General features: G+C 35.3%; 18 protein-coding genes and 1 pseudogene. 7 read left to right on the forward strand and 12 right to left on the reverse strand.

The genetic code is table 11. The features are described 5' to 3' along the window. Positions 1-277: IS110 family transposase (locus GQY27_RS20445; RefSeq protein WP_160037111.1), on the reverse strand; the 277-nt coding region annotated here is incomplete at its 3' end. A 238-nt stretch (positions 278-515) separates the two neighbouring features. Beyond that, positions 516-1,016: a hypothetical protein gene (locus GQY27_RS20450; protein ID WP_160037112.1), complete on the reverse strand. Its 501-nt coding sequence runs from the start codon at positions 1,014-1,016 to the stop codon at positions 516-518. 120 nt (positions 1,017-1,136) lie between these two features. On the opposite strand from GQY27_RS20450, the gene GQY27_RS20455 reads away from it, so the two are divergent. The 3 genes from GQY27_RS20455 to GQY27_RS20465 all read left to right on the forward strand — a co-directional run bounded on the left by GQY27_RS20455 (position 1,137) and on the right by GQY27_RS20465 (position 2,396). Beyond that, positions 1,137-1,484 (forward strand): DUF3139 domain-containing protein, encoded by a 348-nt coding sequence (locus GQY27_RS20455; protein WP_160037113.1) that lies wholly within the window; start codon positions 1,137-1,139, stop codon positions 1,482-1,484. Between the two features lie 289 nt (positions 1,485-1,773). Next, positions 1,774-2,055: a hypothetical protein gene (locus GQY27_RS20460; RefSeq protein ID WP_201450770.1), complete on the forward strand. Its 282-nt coding sequence runs from the start codon at positions 1,774-1,776 to the stop codon at positions 2,053-2,055. A gap of 2 nt (positions 2,056-2,057) precedes the next feature. After that, positions 2,058-2,396 (forward strand): YolD-like family protein, encoded by a 339-nt coding sequence (locus tag GQY27_RS20465; protein WP_160037114.1) that lies wholly within the window; start codon positions 2,058-2,060, stop codon positions 2,394-2,396. 11 nt (positions 2,397-2,407) lie between these two features. On the opposite strand, the gene GQY27_RS20470 is transcribed toward GQY27_RS20465, so the two are convergent. The 3 genes from GQY27_RS20470 to GQY27_RS20480 form a co-directional block, all read right to left on the reverse strand. Continuing rightward, positions 2,408-3,700, reverse strand: coding sequence for a type IV secretory system conjugative DNA transfer family protein (locus tag GQY27_RS20470; protein ID WP_160037115.1), 1,293 nt, complete (start codon positions 3,698-3,700; stop codon positions 2,408-2,410). Positions 3,701-3,978: 278 nt separating this feature from the next. After that, positions 3,979-4,248, reverse strand: coding sequence for an excalibur calcium-binding domain-containing protein (locus tag GQY27_RS20475; protein ID WP_160037127.1), 270 nt, complete (start codon positions 4,246-4,248; stop codon positions 3,979-3,981). A gap of 243 nt (positions 4,249-4,491) precedes the next feature. Then, positions 4,492-5,145 carry a stalk domain-containing protein gene (locus GQY27_RS20480; protein WP_160037116.1) on the reverse strand — a complete coding sequence of 218 codons (654 nt, stop codon included), beginning with the start codon at positions 5,143-5,145 and terminating at the stop codon, positions 4,492-4,494. A 160-nt stretch (positions 5,146-5,305) separates the two neighbouring features. Here GQY27_RS20480 and GQY27_RS20485 point away from each other — a divergent pair, with 160 nt between their 5' ends. Then, the gene (locus GQY27_RS20485) at positions 5,306-5,506 is read left to right on the forward strand and encodes a hypothetical protein (protein WP_160037117.1); all 201 of its coding nucleotides are present in this window, start codon (positions 5,306-5,308) and stop codon (positions 5,504-5,506) included. Between the two features lie 1,238 nt (positions 5,507-6,744). Here GQY27_RS20485 and GQY27_RS20490 read toward each other — a convergent pair. Together GQY27_RS20490 and GQY27_RS20495 are read right to left on the reverse strand one after the other, a co-directional pair. Then, the gene (locus GQY27_RS20490) at positions 6,745-7,395 is read right to left on the reverse strand and encodes a SurA N-terminal domain-containing protein (RefSeq protein WP_160037118.1); all 651 of its coding nucleotides are present in this window, start codon (positions 7,393-7,395) and stop codon (positions 6,745-6,747) included. Between the two features lie 12 nt (positions 7,396-7,407). Continuing rightward, positions 7,408-7,941 carry a hypothetical protein gene (locus tag GQY27_RS20495; protein WP_160037119.1) on the reverse strand — a complete coding sequence of 178 codons (534 nt, stop codon included), beginning with the start codon at positions 7,939-7,941 and terminating at the stop codon, positions 7,408-7,410. Positions 7,942-8,177: 236 nt separating this feature from the next. Here GQY27_RS20495 and GQY27_RS20500 point away from each other — a divergent pair, with 236 nt between their 5' ends. Further along, complete coding sequence (locus tag GQY27_RS20500) at positions 8,178-8,636, forward strand: hypothetical protein (RefSeq protein WP_160037120.1); 459 nt, start codon at positions 8,178-8,180, stop codon at positions 8,634-8,636. Between the two features lie 166 nt (positions 8,637-8,802). Here GQY27_RS20500 and GQY27_RS22140 read toward each other — a convergent pair whose 3' ends face one another. Beyond that, positions 8,803-8,934 (reverse strand): IS3 family transposase, encoded by a 132-nt coding sequence (locus GQY27_RS22140; RefSeq protein WP_160037121.1) that lies wholly within the window; start codon positions 8,932-8,934, stop codon positions 8,803-8,805. Positions 8,935-10,015: 1,081 nt separating this feature from the next. Between GQY27_RS22140 and GQY27_RS20510 the strand changes: the two genes are divergently transcribed. Then, positions 10,016-10,591: a hypothetical protein gene (locus GQY27_RS20510; protein ID WP_160037122.1), complete on the forward strand. Its 576-nt coding sequence runs from the start codon at positions 10,016-10,018 to the stop codon at positions 10,589-10,591. A 90-nt stretch (positions 10,592-10,681) separates the two neighbouring features. Here the strand turns inward: GQY27_RS20510 and GQY27_RS20515 are convergent, their stop codons facing one another. From GQY27_RS20515 to GQY27_RS20525, 3 genes are all read right to left on the reverse strand, one after another. Continuing rightward, entirely contained in the window at positions 10,682-11,041 is a 360-nt protein-coding gene (locus tag GQY27_RS20515) for a hypothetical protein (protein WP_160037123.1), read from the reverse strand. A gap of 184 nt (positions 11,042-11,225) precedes the next feature. After that, complete coding sequence (locus GQY27_RS20520; RefSeq protein ID WP_160037124.1) at positions 11,226-11,459, reverse strand: hypothetical protein; 234 nt, start codon at positions 11,457-11,459, stop codon at positions 11,226-11,228. A gap of 202 nt (positions 11,460-11,661) precedes the next feature. After that, complete coding sequence (locus tag GQY27_RS20525; RefSeq protein WP_160037125.1) at positions 11,662-12,081, reverse strand: hypothetical protein; 420 nt, start codon at positions 12,079-12,081, stop codon at positions 11,662-11,664. A gap of 522 nt (positions 12,082-12,603) precedes the next feature. On the opposite strand from GQY27_RS20525, the gene GQY27_RS20530 reads away from it, so the two are divergent. Further along, positions 12,604-12,978: a hypothetical protein gene (locus GQY27_RS20530; RefSeq protein WP_160037126.1), complete on the forward strand. Its 375-nt coding sequence runs from the start codon at positions 12,604-12,606 to the stop codon at positions 12,976-12,978. A gap of 758 nt (positions 12,979-13,736) precedes the next feature. Here the strand turns inward: GQY27_RS20530 and GQY27_RS20535 are convergent. Continuing rightward, a pseudogene (locus GQY27_RS20535) lies at positions 13,737-13,901 on the reverse strand (hypothetical protein); the annotation flags it as partial. Positions 13,902-14,149: the final 248 nt, after the last annotated feature.

Raw genomic sequence — 14,149 nt, forward strand, 5'->3', positions numbered from 1 at the left:
GCCGATTTGAGATGAGCGGATTAATGACAATGTACAAATAATGATGCTCCTCTAAAAACTGAACAACCGGACTCTGGTAATGCCCAGTCGCCTCGAGAAGTAGTGTAGGACGTAGTCCAGCAGCATGTTCAACATCCTGAATAACTTGAAGTAACTTCGTCAAACCTTCTTGGGTATGTTCAAATTGAAACGTCCCTCTGTACGGTTTGCCTCGCTTTAAAAAGGCTTGTCCATGGCTTTCATCTTTAGAAATATCCAGGCCAATCACTGGATTCATTAAAATGCACCTTCCTAATTTAGATTTACCGGCATCCCCTGTGATTCCCTCTTGTCGCTCCATAGCATCGCTTGTTATACGGGATCTATGTCCCAACCAGCCTCAATCATGGTCATGACAAGTAGGGGTGAACATTATAGCTCTCGGGATCAAGTCCCACGGGCAGGTACGTTCGACCCGGCTACCTTAATTCTTAAAGCTAATGAAAAAAGGATCAACCAGAAAGAACTGGTTGACCTCATAATACGATAGAGGCATTATAGTCATTATGTCTTAATACATAAATTTCGCTATTCTGTTCAAAGAATACTTTCAAAGGTTCTTCTTTAGGGTCAATTCCTACACCTGGGAAATGTGTAATACTTGATCCAGCATTAGTAACTATTGCTGCATGTCCTACCCAATTAGCAGGTTTAGGTCCTCCATTCTTCTTAGCTACCAAGATATCACCTGAACGAGCTACAATTCCATTATAGCTTCCTGCACGAGAGCCACCATTAATATATTCATCTGCAGTGACAACTGCTCCTCTACTTTCTATATCTTTCATTATAGAGTTAAACTGCTGTTCCATCTCTTTAATTTCTTCAGGTGTGTAAAATTGCGAATACATATTATTTTCTTCTTGTGTAAATCCGTAATTACCGATTGGAAGTTCATCTGCAAAACTTTGCGGTGCATAAGAGCCTAACAAAACAATAAACACCATAAATCCAGTTAATAGTTTAATTTTCTTCATATTAATAATTGCTCCTCTACATTGTATTAAATTAGTATATTATATTAATATGAATTTTGGTATACTTTTATTGGAAAAGATTAATATTTTATTAATAAAAAAACTGAAGGGGAAATTTATTTGAAAAAATTAGGATTAATTAGCGCATGGACCATTTTTGGTCTTGTATGCATTGCAATTGGTTTTGTTGTTTTTACTCTGTACTCTCTTAATACTCCACCAAAGAGTGATCCAGAAATTGTCGCATATAACGAGGAAAGAGTAATGAAGTACTTGATTGAGGACAAAGGTTATTCTGAGAGCGATATAGCTAGTATTGAAGCTAAAAAGATGCCGAAATCTTCCGGCTATGAAACCTTTGTTGAATTCTCAGATGAACTTGACAAATTATATGCTTACAAATTAGAAGAAGACGGTGAAATAAAACAGAACGGAAGTACTGGAGGGGCTTATAAGCATAAAGAGTAAATAATAATAAATAAATATTAATCTATCAAAAAGACGTTACTATAACCGGTGCCGTCTTTTTAGTTTGTAAATATGACACTGCTCAATTATTCATTGAATAAAATGCGTGTTTTATGATAATAACGAGTGAGGAAACGGGAGTATAAGGGAGCATAAGTGAGCATTTGGAAGATGTGATTTATCAAAAAAACGATTTGAAATCAAATAGCAATAAAATACATTGATATAGGAACGGATGTTTGGTTATAATAAACAAAGCAAACAAATGTTCTTATAGGAGTGATGCAACATGTTACCTGACTATGAACGGAAAGTGCATAGGATTCTATACAACTACATAAGCCAACGTGGAAGAACTCCAACTATACGGGAGCTGGAGATTAAAACAGGACAGAGTACTAGTCGTATAAAAGAAGCGCTACTTCTGCTTGAATCAGAGGAGTTTATATTGTGGGAAGATAAATCTACACTGGAGAATATTATCTTATTAAAAGAGTGGGAAGATGAAAGCAATAGACCAAGAACTTACACATCTCCACATGGAACTATAGATTATTGGACGGAGTATTAATTATGGCGAAAAAACTATTTGATAATGGATTGTTTGAGAGCTCACGTATGATATTGCCTGAACACAGAGATGCCTGGATAAGAATGGCGAACACTAAATTAGCAAGATTTAAACCAACTTTAGACGATCAGGAAATACAACGAATAGAGTATGAAATTGTGCGTTCGTATAATAGAAGAGAAAAAATAAAGCTTGTCTTATTCGATCCATACGAGGATAAAGAAATTACAGGTATAGTAGTTGCTTTAAACACTTATAAACGTGAAATTAAATTTTTAACTGCAGAAGATGATTGGAAATGGATTTATATTAAGGACATTATATCTGCATCAGAAGAATAAAGAGTAGACCATCATTCAGTTGATGGTCTTTTTCTTTTGGAGGCATCTCCAGGCAATTTAGTTATAAAACGTGCATAGCCATTTACATTCTTCACGTAATTCAGAGCATGATAACGAGGTAAATTCATCAAATCTTCTTCAGTGAAAGGATGTAATTCGCTTTTTAATTCATCGAAATTTTTCTTATCGGAACCTGCGATAATAATATAAGATGCATTGGCACTGCGGAGCTCATCTCTCATTATTTTGAGTTGAAGGAGATAATGGCAACTGATGATCGATTTGAGTATAAATTTAGACATTTGAGACAGTTTACTGGTAAGAAACTTTTCAGAATGATTGCACTGATAAAGTTCATCGATAACGATATTTACCTTAACTCTTTTCGATTTATCCTTTATTTGTTCAGCTCTAATCTGTGCTGCCAACCATACTTTCGTGAGAAAGTATAAGACCATAGTGTCCTTTTCTGACTCCACAGTGAACATGTGTTGAGGGAGCTTGATCGTAATCAATTGGTTCTTCTGCATCTCTTCAACAAAATCTATGTTATTGGATGTATCCTTTTTAAGCATTAGTTCTGTGTAGCTATTTCTTTTTAGTACGTTTAGTCGATCAAGAATTCCTATGATTAGATTAGTCTTAGTTCCCTCAACTATATCCTGCTTATTGTAATCATCTAATTCACGTAGATTTTCAATATACTCCTCCAAGAACTCAAGTTGATGCCTTGGAACATTGTGTATGAATCTTCCACGTATTTTGTGATTTTGGAGCACTCCAAACACGTCTTTGATACTTCCATTGTTGATAAAGGCGATTAAACTAGCTGATTCTAAATATCGTTCCATTTTAGGACTTAATCGGCTGTCGTCAGCATTGATCGAATTTATCAAGGTTAATAAGTTAGTGGTTTGACGTTTTGCATTTTCATATTGTTTAAATGGAGTGTCTGAATTACCAGAATTCACTTCGTTATAGCCTAAGCCTTGTAAAGCTTCTATATTGTCACATCTGATTTCTAACACCTTGTCTTTGGGAAAACACTTTGCAACCTCATCACTCATCTGACATGTTTCGATGAAATCAAAAATTATGCAACATTCTCCATTTTCAATAGCATCAACACATAAATTGCTGATTAATGTACTTTTCCCTGCCCTACTGGGTCCTATTAACAATGTGAGGAGATTTCTAAATTCAATATCATTACTAAGGTATGCTTTTTGTGATTTACCTTTGTAAATATTCTCCCCGATACACATTACACCACTCTGTAGATCCTCTGGGACTTCCGTCTCCAAAGATTCCACCCGTTCTATAAAATTATACCTTTCCAAAACATCCCTACCAGCTACACAAAGGAAATTCTGTGCTTCTTCATCTCCTATTAGATTTCGTGTGGTGCCCGTAGAGAATCCCCCATACTTAAATTACTTATTGCACCTGTCATTATTCTATAAATCACAAGAAAAGGTAAGTTAAAAATTGACATGGCCGCTTATAAGTGATTTTGCAACGCTAACCCGCAATATAAAATAGACCCTTCAACATGAGAAGAGTCTATTACTAATCAATCTACTTATTTTTCGCAGGCTATACCGTCTTTGTCTCTATCACTTTTTATATTGGCTTCATATAGAGCTTTAGAAACATGAGGTTTATATTTTGTTTTTCCACCTTTATTTTTGGTTGATGATGAACGAGCTACGCCGCCTTTATACACCTTATTCAGCTCTGTGCAGTTTTTATATGTAACTACTTTTTCTTTTGCTTCTGCTACGCCAGTTGATCCTATCGTTGGTCCAATAATAAGCCCAAGAGATAAAATAGCCACAAATACCTTCTTGATATTAATACTAACACTTCCTTTCTACAGTATAGACTATAACTCTATTGTCCTTTTTCTTCAATATATTGGATATTATTCGGCAAAAACTGTAACGAAGAGTACGGATTGAACTCCCCTACAAACCTTACTCATCTCTACACGCTTAACTGGCTATACCATAAGATTACAATGAAAAAAGCCGCTAAAATAGGACCTTACGCGTTATACACCTATACTAAGAAATGACCTCAATGATTATGTACTTTATTTGTAATATGAGGTTGGCAAAATTACAAATTCATGTTCACCGTTATCGAAGTTCTTGAGGCTAATCATAATCTTTTTAACATCTGTTACGTTAACTTCTAATGATGTTACCTTTCCTGGTTCGACAGAGACATTCCCTAAACTTCTATCATCGATTAAATCTTCGAATACAGTTACTTCGACCGTTTCTTTTGGAGCAAATAGATCTAGATGCAAAGTTTGATATTTCTTATCTGGTGTGGAGTAATCATGAGCAAAAGCAGTAAATTTGGTATACAGCACTTCTTTGTATTCTTTGCCCTCGATATTTGTATGACTCTTATTTCTTGTATTACTGAAGTCATCATAATCAAAACTTACTTGTTGGAACGGTGTCTTTGCGCCCTTCTCCCCGATATTAATCTTGCCAGTCTTCGAATCCACGGTAATGTTTGTTTTCGTCGCTTCCTTTACTACACCAACCGGCAAGTATGTCGTACCGTTAATGACAACTGGCTTTGCAGTGGTTTTAGCGGTCCAGTTTTTCCCATTAAGCGTGTACTTGAGATTCGAAACCGTCGCCTTGACCGTTTGCGTGTTAGCTGCGAAAGCCACCGAACTACTGAGTAATAAAAATGCGGATAGCAAAACAGTTACTCTTTTCAATTTCATCTTTCTTACTGACTCCTTTTATGTATTATTTTTACATCTATTAAAAATATCGGTTAATCAGACGATATAATTAACAAGAAATGTAAAAATAATTAAACAGGGATAGTGCACTATTATGTCTAAATCATCCCAAAAATTTCATAAAAGGAGCACGATGATATTGCAAAACAGACATTCTATGAAGACACTGACTGCGGATGACCAGTTATACACGGCGAAGATGGAGGCTAAACCCATCTTTATATACTTTAATAAGAAGCTCTATGGAAGAGGTGTGATCGAGAGGATTACTGAGGATAGCATAAAAGTGAAGGGCGAATATTATATGCGCGGGGTTTGCGAGTTTAAATGCGAAGGATAACTAAGATTTGAGGCACTTACTTTGAAATACTTACTACTTAATACTAATATCTTGGATGGAAACTAGATATTCTCCTTAGTCCAACAAACGACTGCTTTCAAATTTCTGATATCTTCACAATCCTAACCTGAAAAGACACATTTTTAACGTCAAAAACCACATGAGAATAAAAATGTGGTCTAAACTTTGCTGTAACGAAACAGGTTTAACAGGTCTGTTTTCCCGATAAAACAAAAACGAATCAATCATCACCTTTTCAGGATCAAATCAATTCGCCTCTGTACGATAAACCGCATATATTTTGTTACACTTATGAATATATCAATGTATAGTATTATATTCAATTCCAGGCCTAAACTACACATTAATCCCCAATTATTTTTAACTAATCATAACCCCGTTAGCTTACAGAATGGAGTAGGTGCCCAGTGGCAAACCGCTCCATTCTGTTTTTGAACTAACGTTTTACCGTTAGACTTGGGAGTGAGAATTGCTAAGGCGAAGTTGAGACGTGCGCATATATGGAATGTTATGGGTATTAGGTAAATACCTTTGTTTCCGCATGCCCTTTTACGTCGCCTCGGCTACATGCTTCTCCTATTCTTTCATTTTTCTCAATTTGACTAAGGAGAAATCCTGCGAATTCATGAGCCTGGGTGAGGTAATCAAATCATTTCGAGGGAGCTTAGTACTGTCCCAAATAACAAAACATAATATATTAAACCGTATAATAAAAATCCTCATCTTTTTGTTTTATGATGAGGATTTTTCGTGTTATTGTGTTTTCCAGTAGGGTACTAACCGATATTAATCTTGTCTTTATATTTCTGTGCCCATTCTTTAAACGGGGTTAATTTGATATTATAAGTTTTTAACGAATCAACATCTACATTGTATCCTACTTCGTTATTCCATTCATGGGATCTTGCCCATGCCTATTAATGGATCTAAATACAGCTCCTTCTGATATATTGGCTGCTTCTAACCACTTATTAATAGCATAAACTGGACAGGTATCTGGATTCTCTCCGTATGGTACTAGAGACCTCTTCAAGAATAACGAGTTTCTCTAGAGCGTTATATTTTCCTCTAGACATGAAAAGCTCCCCCTTGCAGAAAGGTTTATTTTTTAACCTGTCTACCGTAGGGGGAGCATATATCAAGACGGCTGCCTTGCTGTATTATTGATCTTTTGAGTTCTGGTATTAAAAAGTGAGAGTGAGAAAAAACTCCAGCTTCTATTCATTCAGATCTATGCTTTTATCCATTATTTTGACTGTACCATCTGAAAGTGACGATTTATACAATTGTTCTTTATATTGGTTTAAGACTAAAGCAATATCGGAAGATTCCTTTAAAAGAACTACTTGATCATTCAGTAACTTTTCGGCTAGGTTTTGCTTTGATAAGAGTTCCTGATAAAGAGGTGGTGCGACTTTTTTCCAGTGCTCATCTTCAGTAACTCCATCAGCAGCAATAAACTTTTTATGAGTTTCCTGTACTTCTATAGGCTGTTGACTTAATAAATCTTTCATTTTTTTGGCTTCCTGTCTTCCTTCATCTAAAGTTGCTGATACCCCCTCTTTCTCAGCTAATTGCAAGAACAACTCTTCTTTAATCATGTGTTCAAGAACTTCGGAATCAGTAAAATTTGATTGGGAAGTACGATTATACTCTTTATAGTTTAAAACATCCGTATTCGTAATTTCTTGGTTCCCGACCTGTACCAATACCTTTTCCTCGGCTTTATTATTAATTTCAGTATTAATTTTGATTCGATTAAGATCTGAAGTAAGAGGATCAATTGCAGAAGATGATAAAGCCCCAAACGTAAAGACACCTGCTAATAAAATTCCTAAAGATACGATCAACTTATTATTCTTTTTCATTTATACTCCTCCTTACCAGTTGAAATTAACCCAAGCCGTGTTATCAAGTTGAAAAGATCCAAATCCTCCATAGAATACAGTAGAACCAGCTGCAGGAGCAGATGTAGAGCTATATGTCTGTCGAGCGTCATTGTATTTACCCGAATATCTAAGTTCAGTATGACCTATATATGCACCTTTTTTCGGTAGGGAGACATTCCCCCCTCTAAGCTCTAACGTTCCTGCTCCCCATGTTGCATTCGGATAAGCTAAAAAGGCATTCTTATGTGTGGAACTAACTAATTCCCTTCTAGTGGCAACCCAGTTCGATCCAGAAGTTGTCGCATTTATTTGAACGTTTGTAGTAACACTAACAGGTGTATAAATACGAGCTCCAGAATCATCAACCATCCACATAGAAATTAAATCTGTATCAGAAGGACTAACTGCTTGAGGACTAACAATAGGATCAGCTAAAGCGACATCATTCCTAATAATAGAATCCCCAATAAACAATGCACCCATCATAGAGGATGCGGCTAAGAGTAGTGCAATTTTTTTCTTCAATAGTTTACCTCCTATTTACTAGATAATTTGGACCCTCTATTTACTTAGACGCTATTATTCCATAAAAGTAGCGAATAAAACAAAAAAAGTAAAAAAAGTATATAATGATCGATTTTAATTAGAACATATATTACAATGTGTTCTCAGGATGCTGTAACCAATTAGCCTATTTCTTATCAATAAATACTTTAGATGAGTACCACTAATTAACAGATTAAAACGAGGGAGTGAGTTAAATGAAAAACAAACGTAGAATGTTAGCAATAGGTATATCCATTTTATTTATATTTATTGTAATTTTTTCAGTGTACTCATTTCAAAATAACACTTCATTTCCCAAATTAGTATCTAAACAAATACAAAAAGAGGATATTAACGAGATCAAGATTTCTCGAATAGCTTATGGCACTTTATATCGTGAAGAAGTAATTATTTCTGAATCGAACGAAATAAGTTCTCTAATAAATAATCTTAACAATATAGAATTATTAGAAAAATATAACGAATATATCCCAAGGACAGAGTACCGCTATGATGTACTGATACAAGTAAATCGGCAGGAAAGGTTTGGAATCACTTTTTTAGATGAGTACAATTTAGAAATATATGATGCCCAAGATTCAAATAATCGACTTAACAGATACGAAATTGAAGATGGTTATAATTTAAATAGACTTGCGGATTATTTTAAATGAAACAAATAATTTAAGTCTAAATCACCAAATAATTCCGATTGGTATAATATAAGAATATATCTAAAAAGTACCCCCTTAATATATGAACTGCCCCCTGTCAAGTAGACAGTAATTTAAAAACATCATTAAGCAACCTGAGTCCGATATTCATACGGGCTTAGGTTGTTTAATGATGTTGAAAACGATGGTGGTTGTAGAAATGGATGTACCGTTGGACGGCATGCTCTACTTCCTTACTAGTACGAAAAGTGTATAGATTAAAACACTCCGATTTAAAATGACTAAAAAAGTTATCCATACATGCGTTTTCTCATCAATTTCCTTTACTCAACATACTAGCTATCATTCCGTATCTTATAAGACGTTGGTTATATTGGCGAGAGGTATACTGGACCCCCTTGGTCACTATGTAGGAGAATTCCTTCAACTTTTTGTTTTTTTCTTGTCTTTGTGAAGGAGCATTACAAGCTTTAGATCATTTCTTCGACTGATTTGATAAGACATAATTTCGTTATTATACAGGTCCTTTATAGCAGTTGTTCCTTCTTTTCGTTCTCGGTTCCTAGAGGGATCGAGGAATGGTTGATTATGAGGGGAATGCATTATCAGCCCTTAAGTGATGCAAAGCAAGTGAGGATCTTGATAGAGAGGGTTGTATATCAAATTGATTATAGTAATGTTCCATAAACAATCCAAACGATCGACGATCACTTCCACCTGTCCGAGTTCCAGAAACGAAAGATGGCAATCAATTATTTCTGTACCAATCCGAACCAGCCGTGCAGGAAAAGATAATTAATCCCTTTCAACCGTAACAACATTGCTCCCTTGGTTTTTACTGCATTCAATACGCATGAGTTCGTTGTGCAATTCGTCGACTTCTCGAGACAATGTCATAGTTTGAATGTGTGATAATCCAAGCCGCACGTCTCTCTTACCTTCCAATTCAATTTTCACCGTTCTTAAATCTCTCAAGGCAGATGTCCTGTATGGTCTATGCTCGAACATAATCAGATGATTCTCCGCTATGAATCTTAATTACGCTATACTGCCCAGTTTGCATAACAAAAAGGGCAGCTGCCAACTGGTAAGCTGCTCCCTGCTGTGTTCAACTAACGTTTTTCCGTTAGTTCAACCAATATTTTGATTCGTAGTAAGACCTTCTAATTTTTTGCAATCATAATTATTGCTATCGACCATATTGTTAAACTAGAACTAAGGGAATAAAAAATAGATCTAAATATTCATGTTGAGACAAAAGTAAAGTATTTTGTTGATATTAATATTAATATCCATTATTATCTAATAAGCTAGAGTTATTGGTGAATAAAACCATCTCTAGATCTAAAACACAGCTAGATTTATCAGGGGGAAACATCATGAAAAAGTTTTGGAAAATCGGTTTAACAATGTCTTTATTAATGGGGGCTATTGGTGGGACAGCAAGTGCAAGTGTTTCTAGTGATGAACAAAGAGTTCTAGAAACAATAAATACGGCGTATAGTGCAGCTCAAAATCTAGATGCAACAACATTTGCAGAATTGACTACAGATATTAAGTGGGGTTCTGAAGAGGAACAATTAGATATCGTATCCGCATCTTATGAGATTCTAAAGAATAGTATAGTAAATGAAACAGCTGAAAATGCAGATCTTTTACTTTCCTTTAAAGTAGGAAATGCAAATAAAATAAATGAAGAAGAGTATTCAGTAGAACTTACTCAAACTTTCTCACAATCTGGAAAGCTTCCAACTTACAATGTACCTGTTAAATTAGTAAACGGAGTATGGACAGTCGTTCTAGAGAATGTTATTTTGGTTAACAAGGATAACTCTGAAGCCATTGAAATTCTTGAGAAAACTAGTAAAAATTTTAAAAAGACAAGCTCGCTAGAATTATTAGGAGAGAATAGCAAGGTTGAGTTATTTATAAATAACAAACCTTCTCTTAATTAGTCTGAGGCGATGCCCAAATAGCTTAAAGAAAAAGCAACCGGTCTATTTATCGGTTGCTTTTTCTTCTTGAACTATCGTTTTACAATTAGCTTAATCAATTTCGCCTGTATTTCCTTTGTAAGATATGTACCAATCGATTAAATCGGAGCTGAATTCTTTGTGTTTTTTTATAAACTGTTCCCTGTAATCATTAGGTATAGAGTCAATTCCCATGCTAAAATGATCATCGAGTTCATGAATAACAAATTCATAAATATCATTTTGACTTTTCCCTTGTTCTAATAAAGTAATTAACTGAACTGTTATGCAGTCATATTCATCATCAGGTGCTCCACCACCAACGAGACCAATTGGATCCCATGTATTTATAATTGGTAATAGTTGCGTATAAAGCTTGTTAAACTTCTTCTTCAGCATTTTGATTTGAGTATTCGAGGGATGTACCCACATAAGCATCACCTTTTTATGGTTGGTTTAATTAGCTTTTGGTTTTAAATTACGTACTAACCTCTATAGATCAGTATGTATGCGAGACATATACCGCATTTTTTTGCCTTATTCATCTTAATAACGGCAACCGTCTTGTCTTACGACAAAACTCTGGTTATATCGCTTCCATTAGTTAAGTTGTCTACTATCGCGTATATTGCTCAATGATTCCTTGGTATGATCCTCTCTCCTTTTGGTCCATAACCATATTTACATCATTCTTTGCTTGAACAAGATATCCCCATCCTGAAATTAAAAGCAGGAGTACCCCTATCATGGCATATCCAATTGTAAAATAGTTTAAATAGAAGTTTAGAACTATACCTGAAATTACGAATGTAGAGGTGCTCCATAAAGTCCACTTTAAACCTCTTCTCATTATAAAATCCTCCTCGAAATTATTTAAGATCTCCTTAATCTATCTTGATTTATACGCCTTCAATGGAATAAAGTTCCATAATATTTAGTGAATAAACTTTTCCTACTATTAATCTATTCTGCCAAGTAGGTTAAAGAAAAAGCAACCGGTCTATTGATCGGTTGCTTACTTTTTCTAATTAAACTATCGTTTTCCCGTTAGTTCAATCTTTAGGTGTGATTTTATAGTCTACCAGATAGTAATTAGCCCCTGCAGTATCATTCTTGAAGTACAGTTCAACATAGTCCTCTTTTGGTCCTACATCACATAAGCTAATGGTCAGTTCAAAGTATTTTCCTCCGTGCGTTGCATCTGCACTTATGCTTTTGCTTTCTTTATCTTTATTTTTAAGTGTGACAAGTGTATCTATTGAAGATATTCGTTTGCATCCAATCATAATATATTCTGTTTTGTAAATACTCTTGAGTGCTGACACTATAGAAGAATGCAACTGTTGTAATAGAGCTTCCTCAAGCTGTTTTTCTCTTTCACTAAACCCTGTATTTGATGCTGAAGTTAAAGTTGAGTTTGCTAAGACTATACCGATTAAGACTAAAATGCATAAGCTTCGTTTTATTTTCAAACGGATCACCTTTGAGTTTTTCGTTTATTGTGCTCAGCATTTTAAAACTCTATTCTCAATGGGTGCTTTATCTCATTTAAAATTAACCTGCCCATTAGGTTAATGATCGAAAAAAATATAAGTTATATCTTCTTACAAAAAAACCCCACTTAAGTTTTAAAAAGGTTTAAAAATCTCCCTTCTCTTGGTATATGTATTGGGCGATCCATTCACGCTGCAGCACAAAGTAAGTGACCTTTACTTGTTCAATAATTTATTCTTTTTCAGTATGAAATCTTACTGCGCGAAATGGGTTGAAAAATATATGGATTTCTATAATAAAACGAATAAAGTCAAAACTCAATTATACGGATTTTTATTTTTTTGATACTCATGTAACCTTTTAAGCTGACCGTGGTCGTATAATGAAAAGCTAATGGTGAAATACTGGTATTACACCATTGTTTCGACTCTTTCTAATACCGTCCAAAAGGGCGGTTGTTTTTAAGAACAGGAGCTATTATATCAAAGGAGTTTCAGGATATGAGTATAGCTTATAGTCTCATAACGAAAGTTGAAAACTTAATGTATGAAGAATATACTTCCTTAAAAATGTTTGAAGACGATAAAGAACTATATATAAAGCACTCTTCAGCATTAGAAGCATACTCAGGTGTATTTCTATTAATAAAAGAAATGGGATTATCTGCACATGAAAATTCTTTAAATGAGGAAGTGGATATTACAAAGATTTGTGAACTAAAAGAGAAAATTCAGAAATTGATAAAAAGAGAATCTTTGCTGATGGATCACTTTATGAAAGACAAAGAGCTGCATATTGAACATCAGTCAGCATATAATGCTTATAAGAAAATCATTGACTTTATTGTCGATGGACAAGAGCATAATCCAATATGAACCCGCGCCCAGCGCGGGTTTCTGTTTTATGAGACCCTGTTCTTTTCCTTGGCTCAGGACAAGGACAGGGTCCTATTGCCGATGATGAATATCTATCGTTTTATTCCGTTTTTTAATCGACATTCAGATCAGCAATTCTGTTACTATAAACCTTATGAAATAAAAAATGTTACCGCTAATCGAGTTAGTCGGCAGTAGATAGAAACACTTCATGCTCATTTTAGCTCCATTCCGAAAGCATTCCACTGAAATTCCTGCATTGCTAAGCATCAACTGAAACAACGAAGGGTGACGCTGCTCATCATGCATAGCATGCGTAAAATGCATTTCAATAGGGCGATCGGTAGCTCTGTAGGCAATGTTAGATAGAACGCTGCTGCTTCCAATTCATCGTTAATTGCGGTTCTGTCACCTTCGTCAAAAGGTTTTGGCATCTTACCGGCGGGAATTTGCCGCTGCTGTCCTTCCTATGATTCCTATGAGAATAATACTTAAAATGATACGCAAAACATTTTTTTTGGTTAACAAACCTATAACACTTCCTTTTTCAGCCTATTGGTACATAGTCAAACACTGTTAATTTAGGGTTACATAATGTCTCATAAGTCCTCGTATCAACTACTTATCGTTGTAAACCCGAATTTTTCCTGACGGTACCCCTCCCACAAAGCTAACTCTTAGTTCCTCAATGATTTCGTAGTTTTGCTAAGTGTGTCTCCTTTAACAGATTGGGATACCGCTTTTTTAAATAATCTCTTTCAATCTCTTTCTTCTTCGATACTTGAAAATGTTGTGCGAGGGTGTCCTTTCATGGGACTGCCAGAACCTTTACGCGTATCGAATACCTCTCCATCTCGATATTTTCTCACCCACGTTTTTAGTTGTGTGCAGCTTCGTATCCCCAACTTGTCTGCTACGACTTGATAACTCGTCGATCCCTCGAGGTAGCATTGAACTGCTCTTAATTTGAATTCCTCCGTATACGATTAAAAAACTTGTCCCTTTTTAGCCATAAAAAATATCCCCTCCAAGTTCTCTCGATGTCTCATGATAACATGAGGCTTTTTTCGAGTGTCTACTTGGAGGGGATAATACCAGAATGGATCTTTTTTTAAAGAAGCGGGTGATGGGAATCGAACCCACGCTATCAGCTTGGAAGGCTGAAGTTCTA

It is taken from the genome of Paenibacillus sp. An7, assembly GCF_009870785.1.
Classification (GTDB): domain Bacteria; phylum Bacillota; class Bacilli; order Paenibacillales; family Paenibacillaceae; genus Paenibacillus.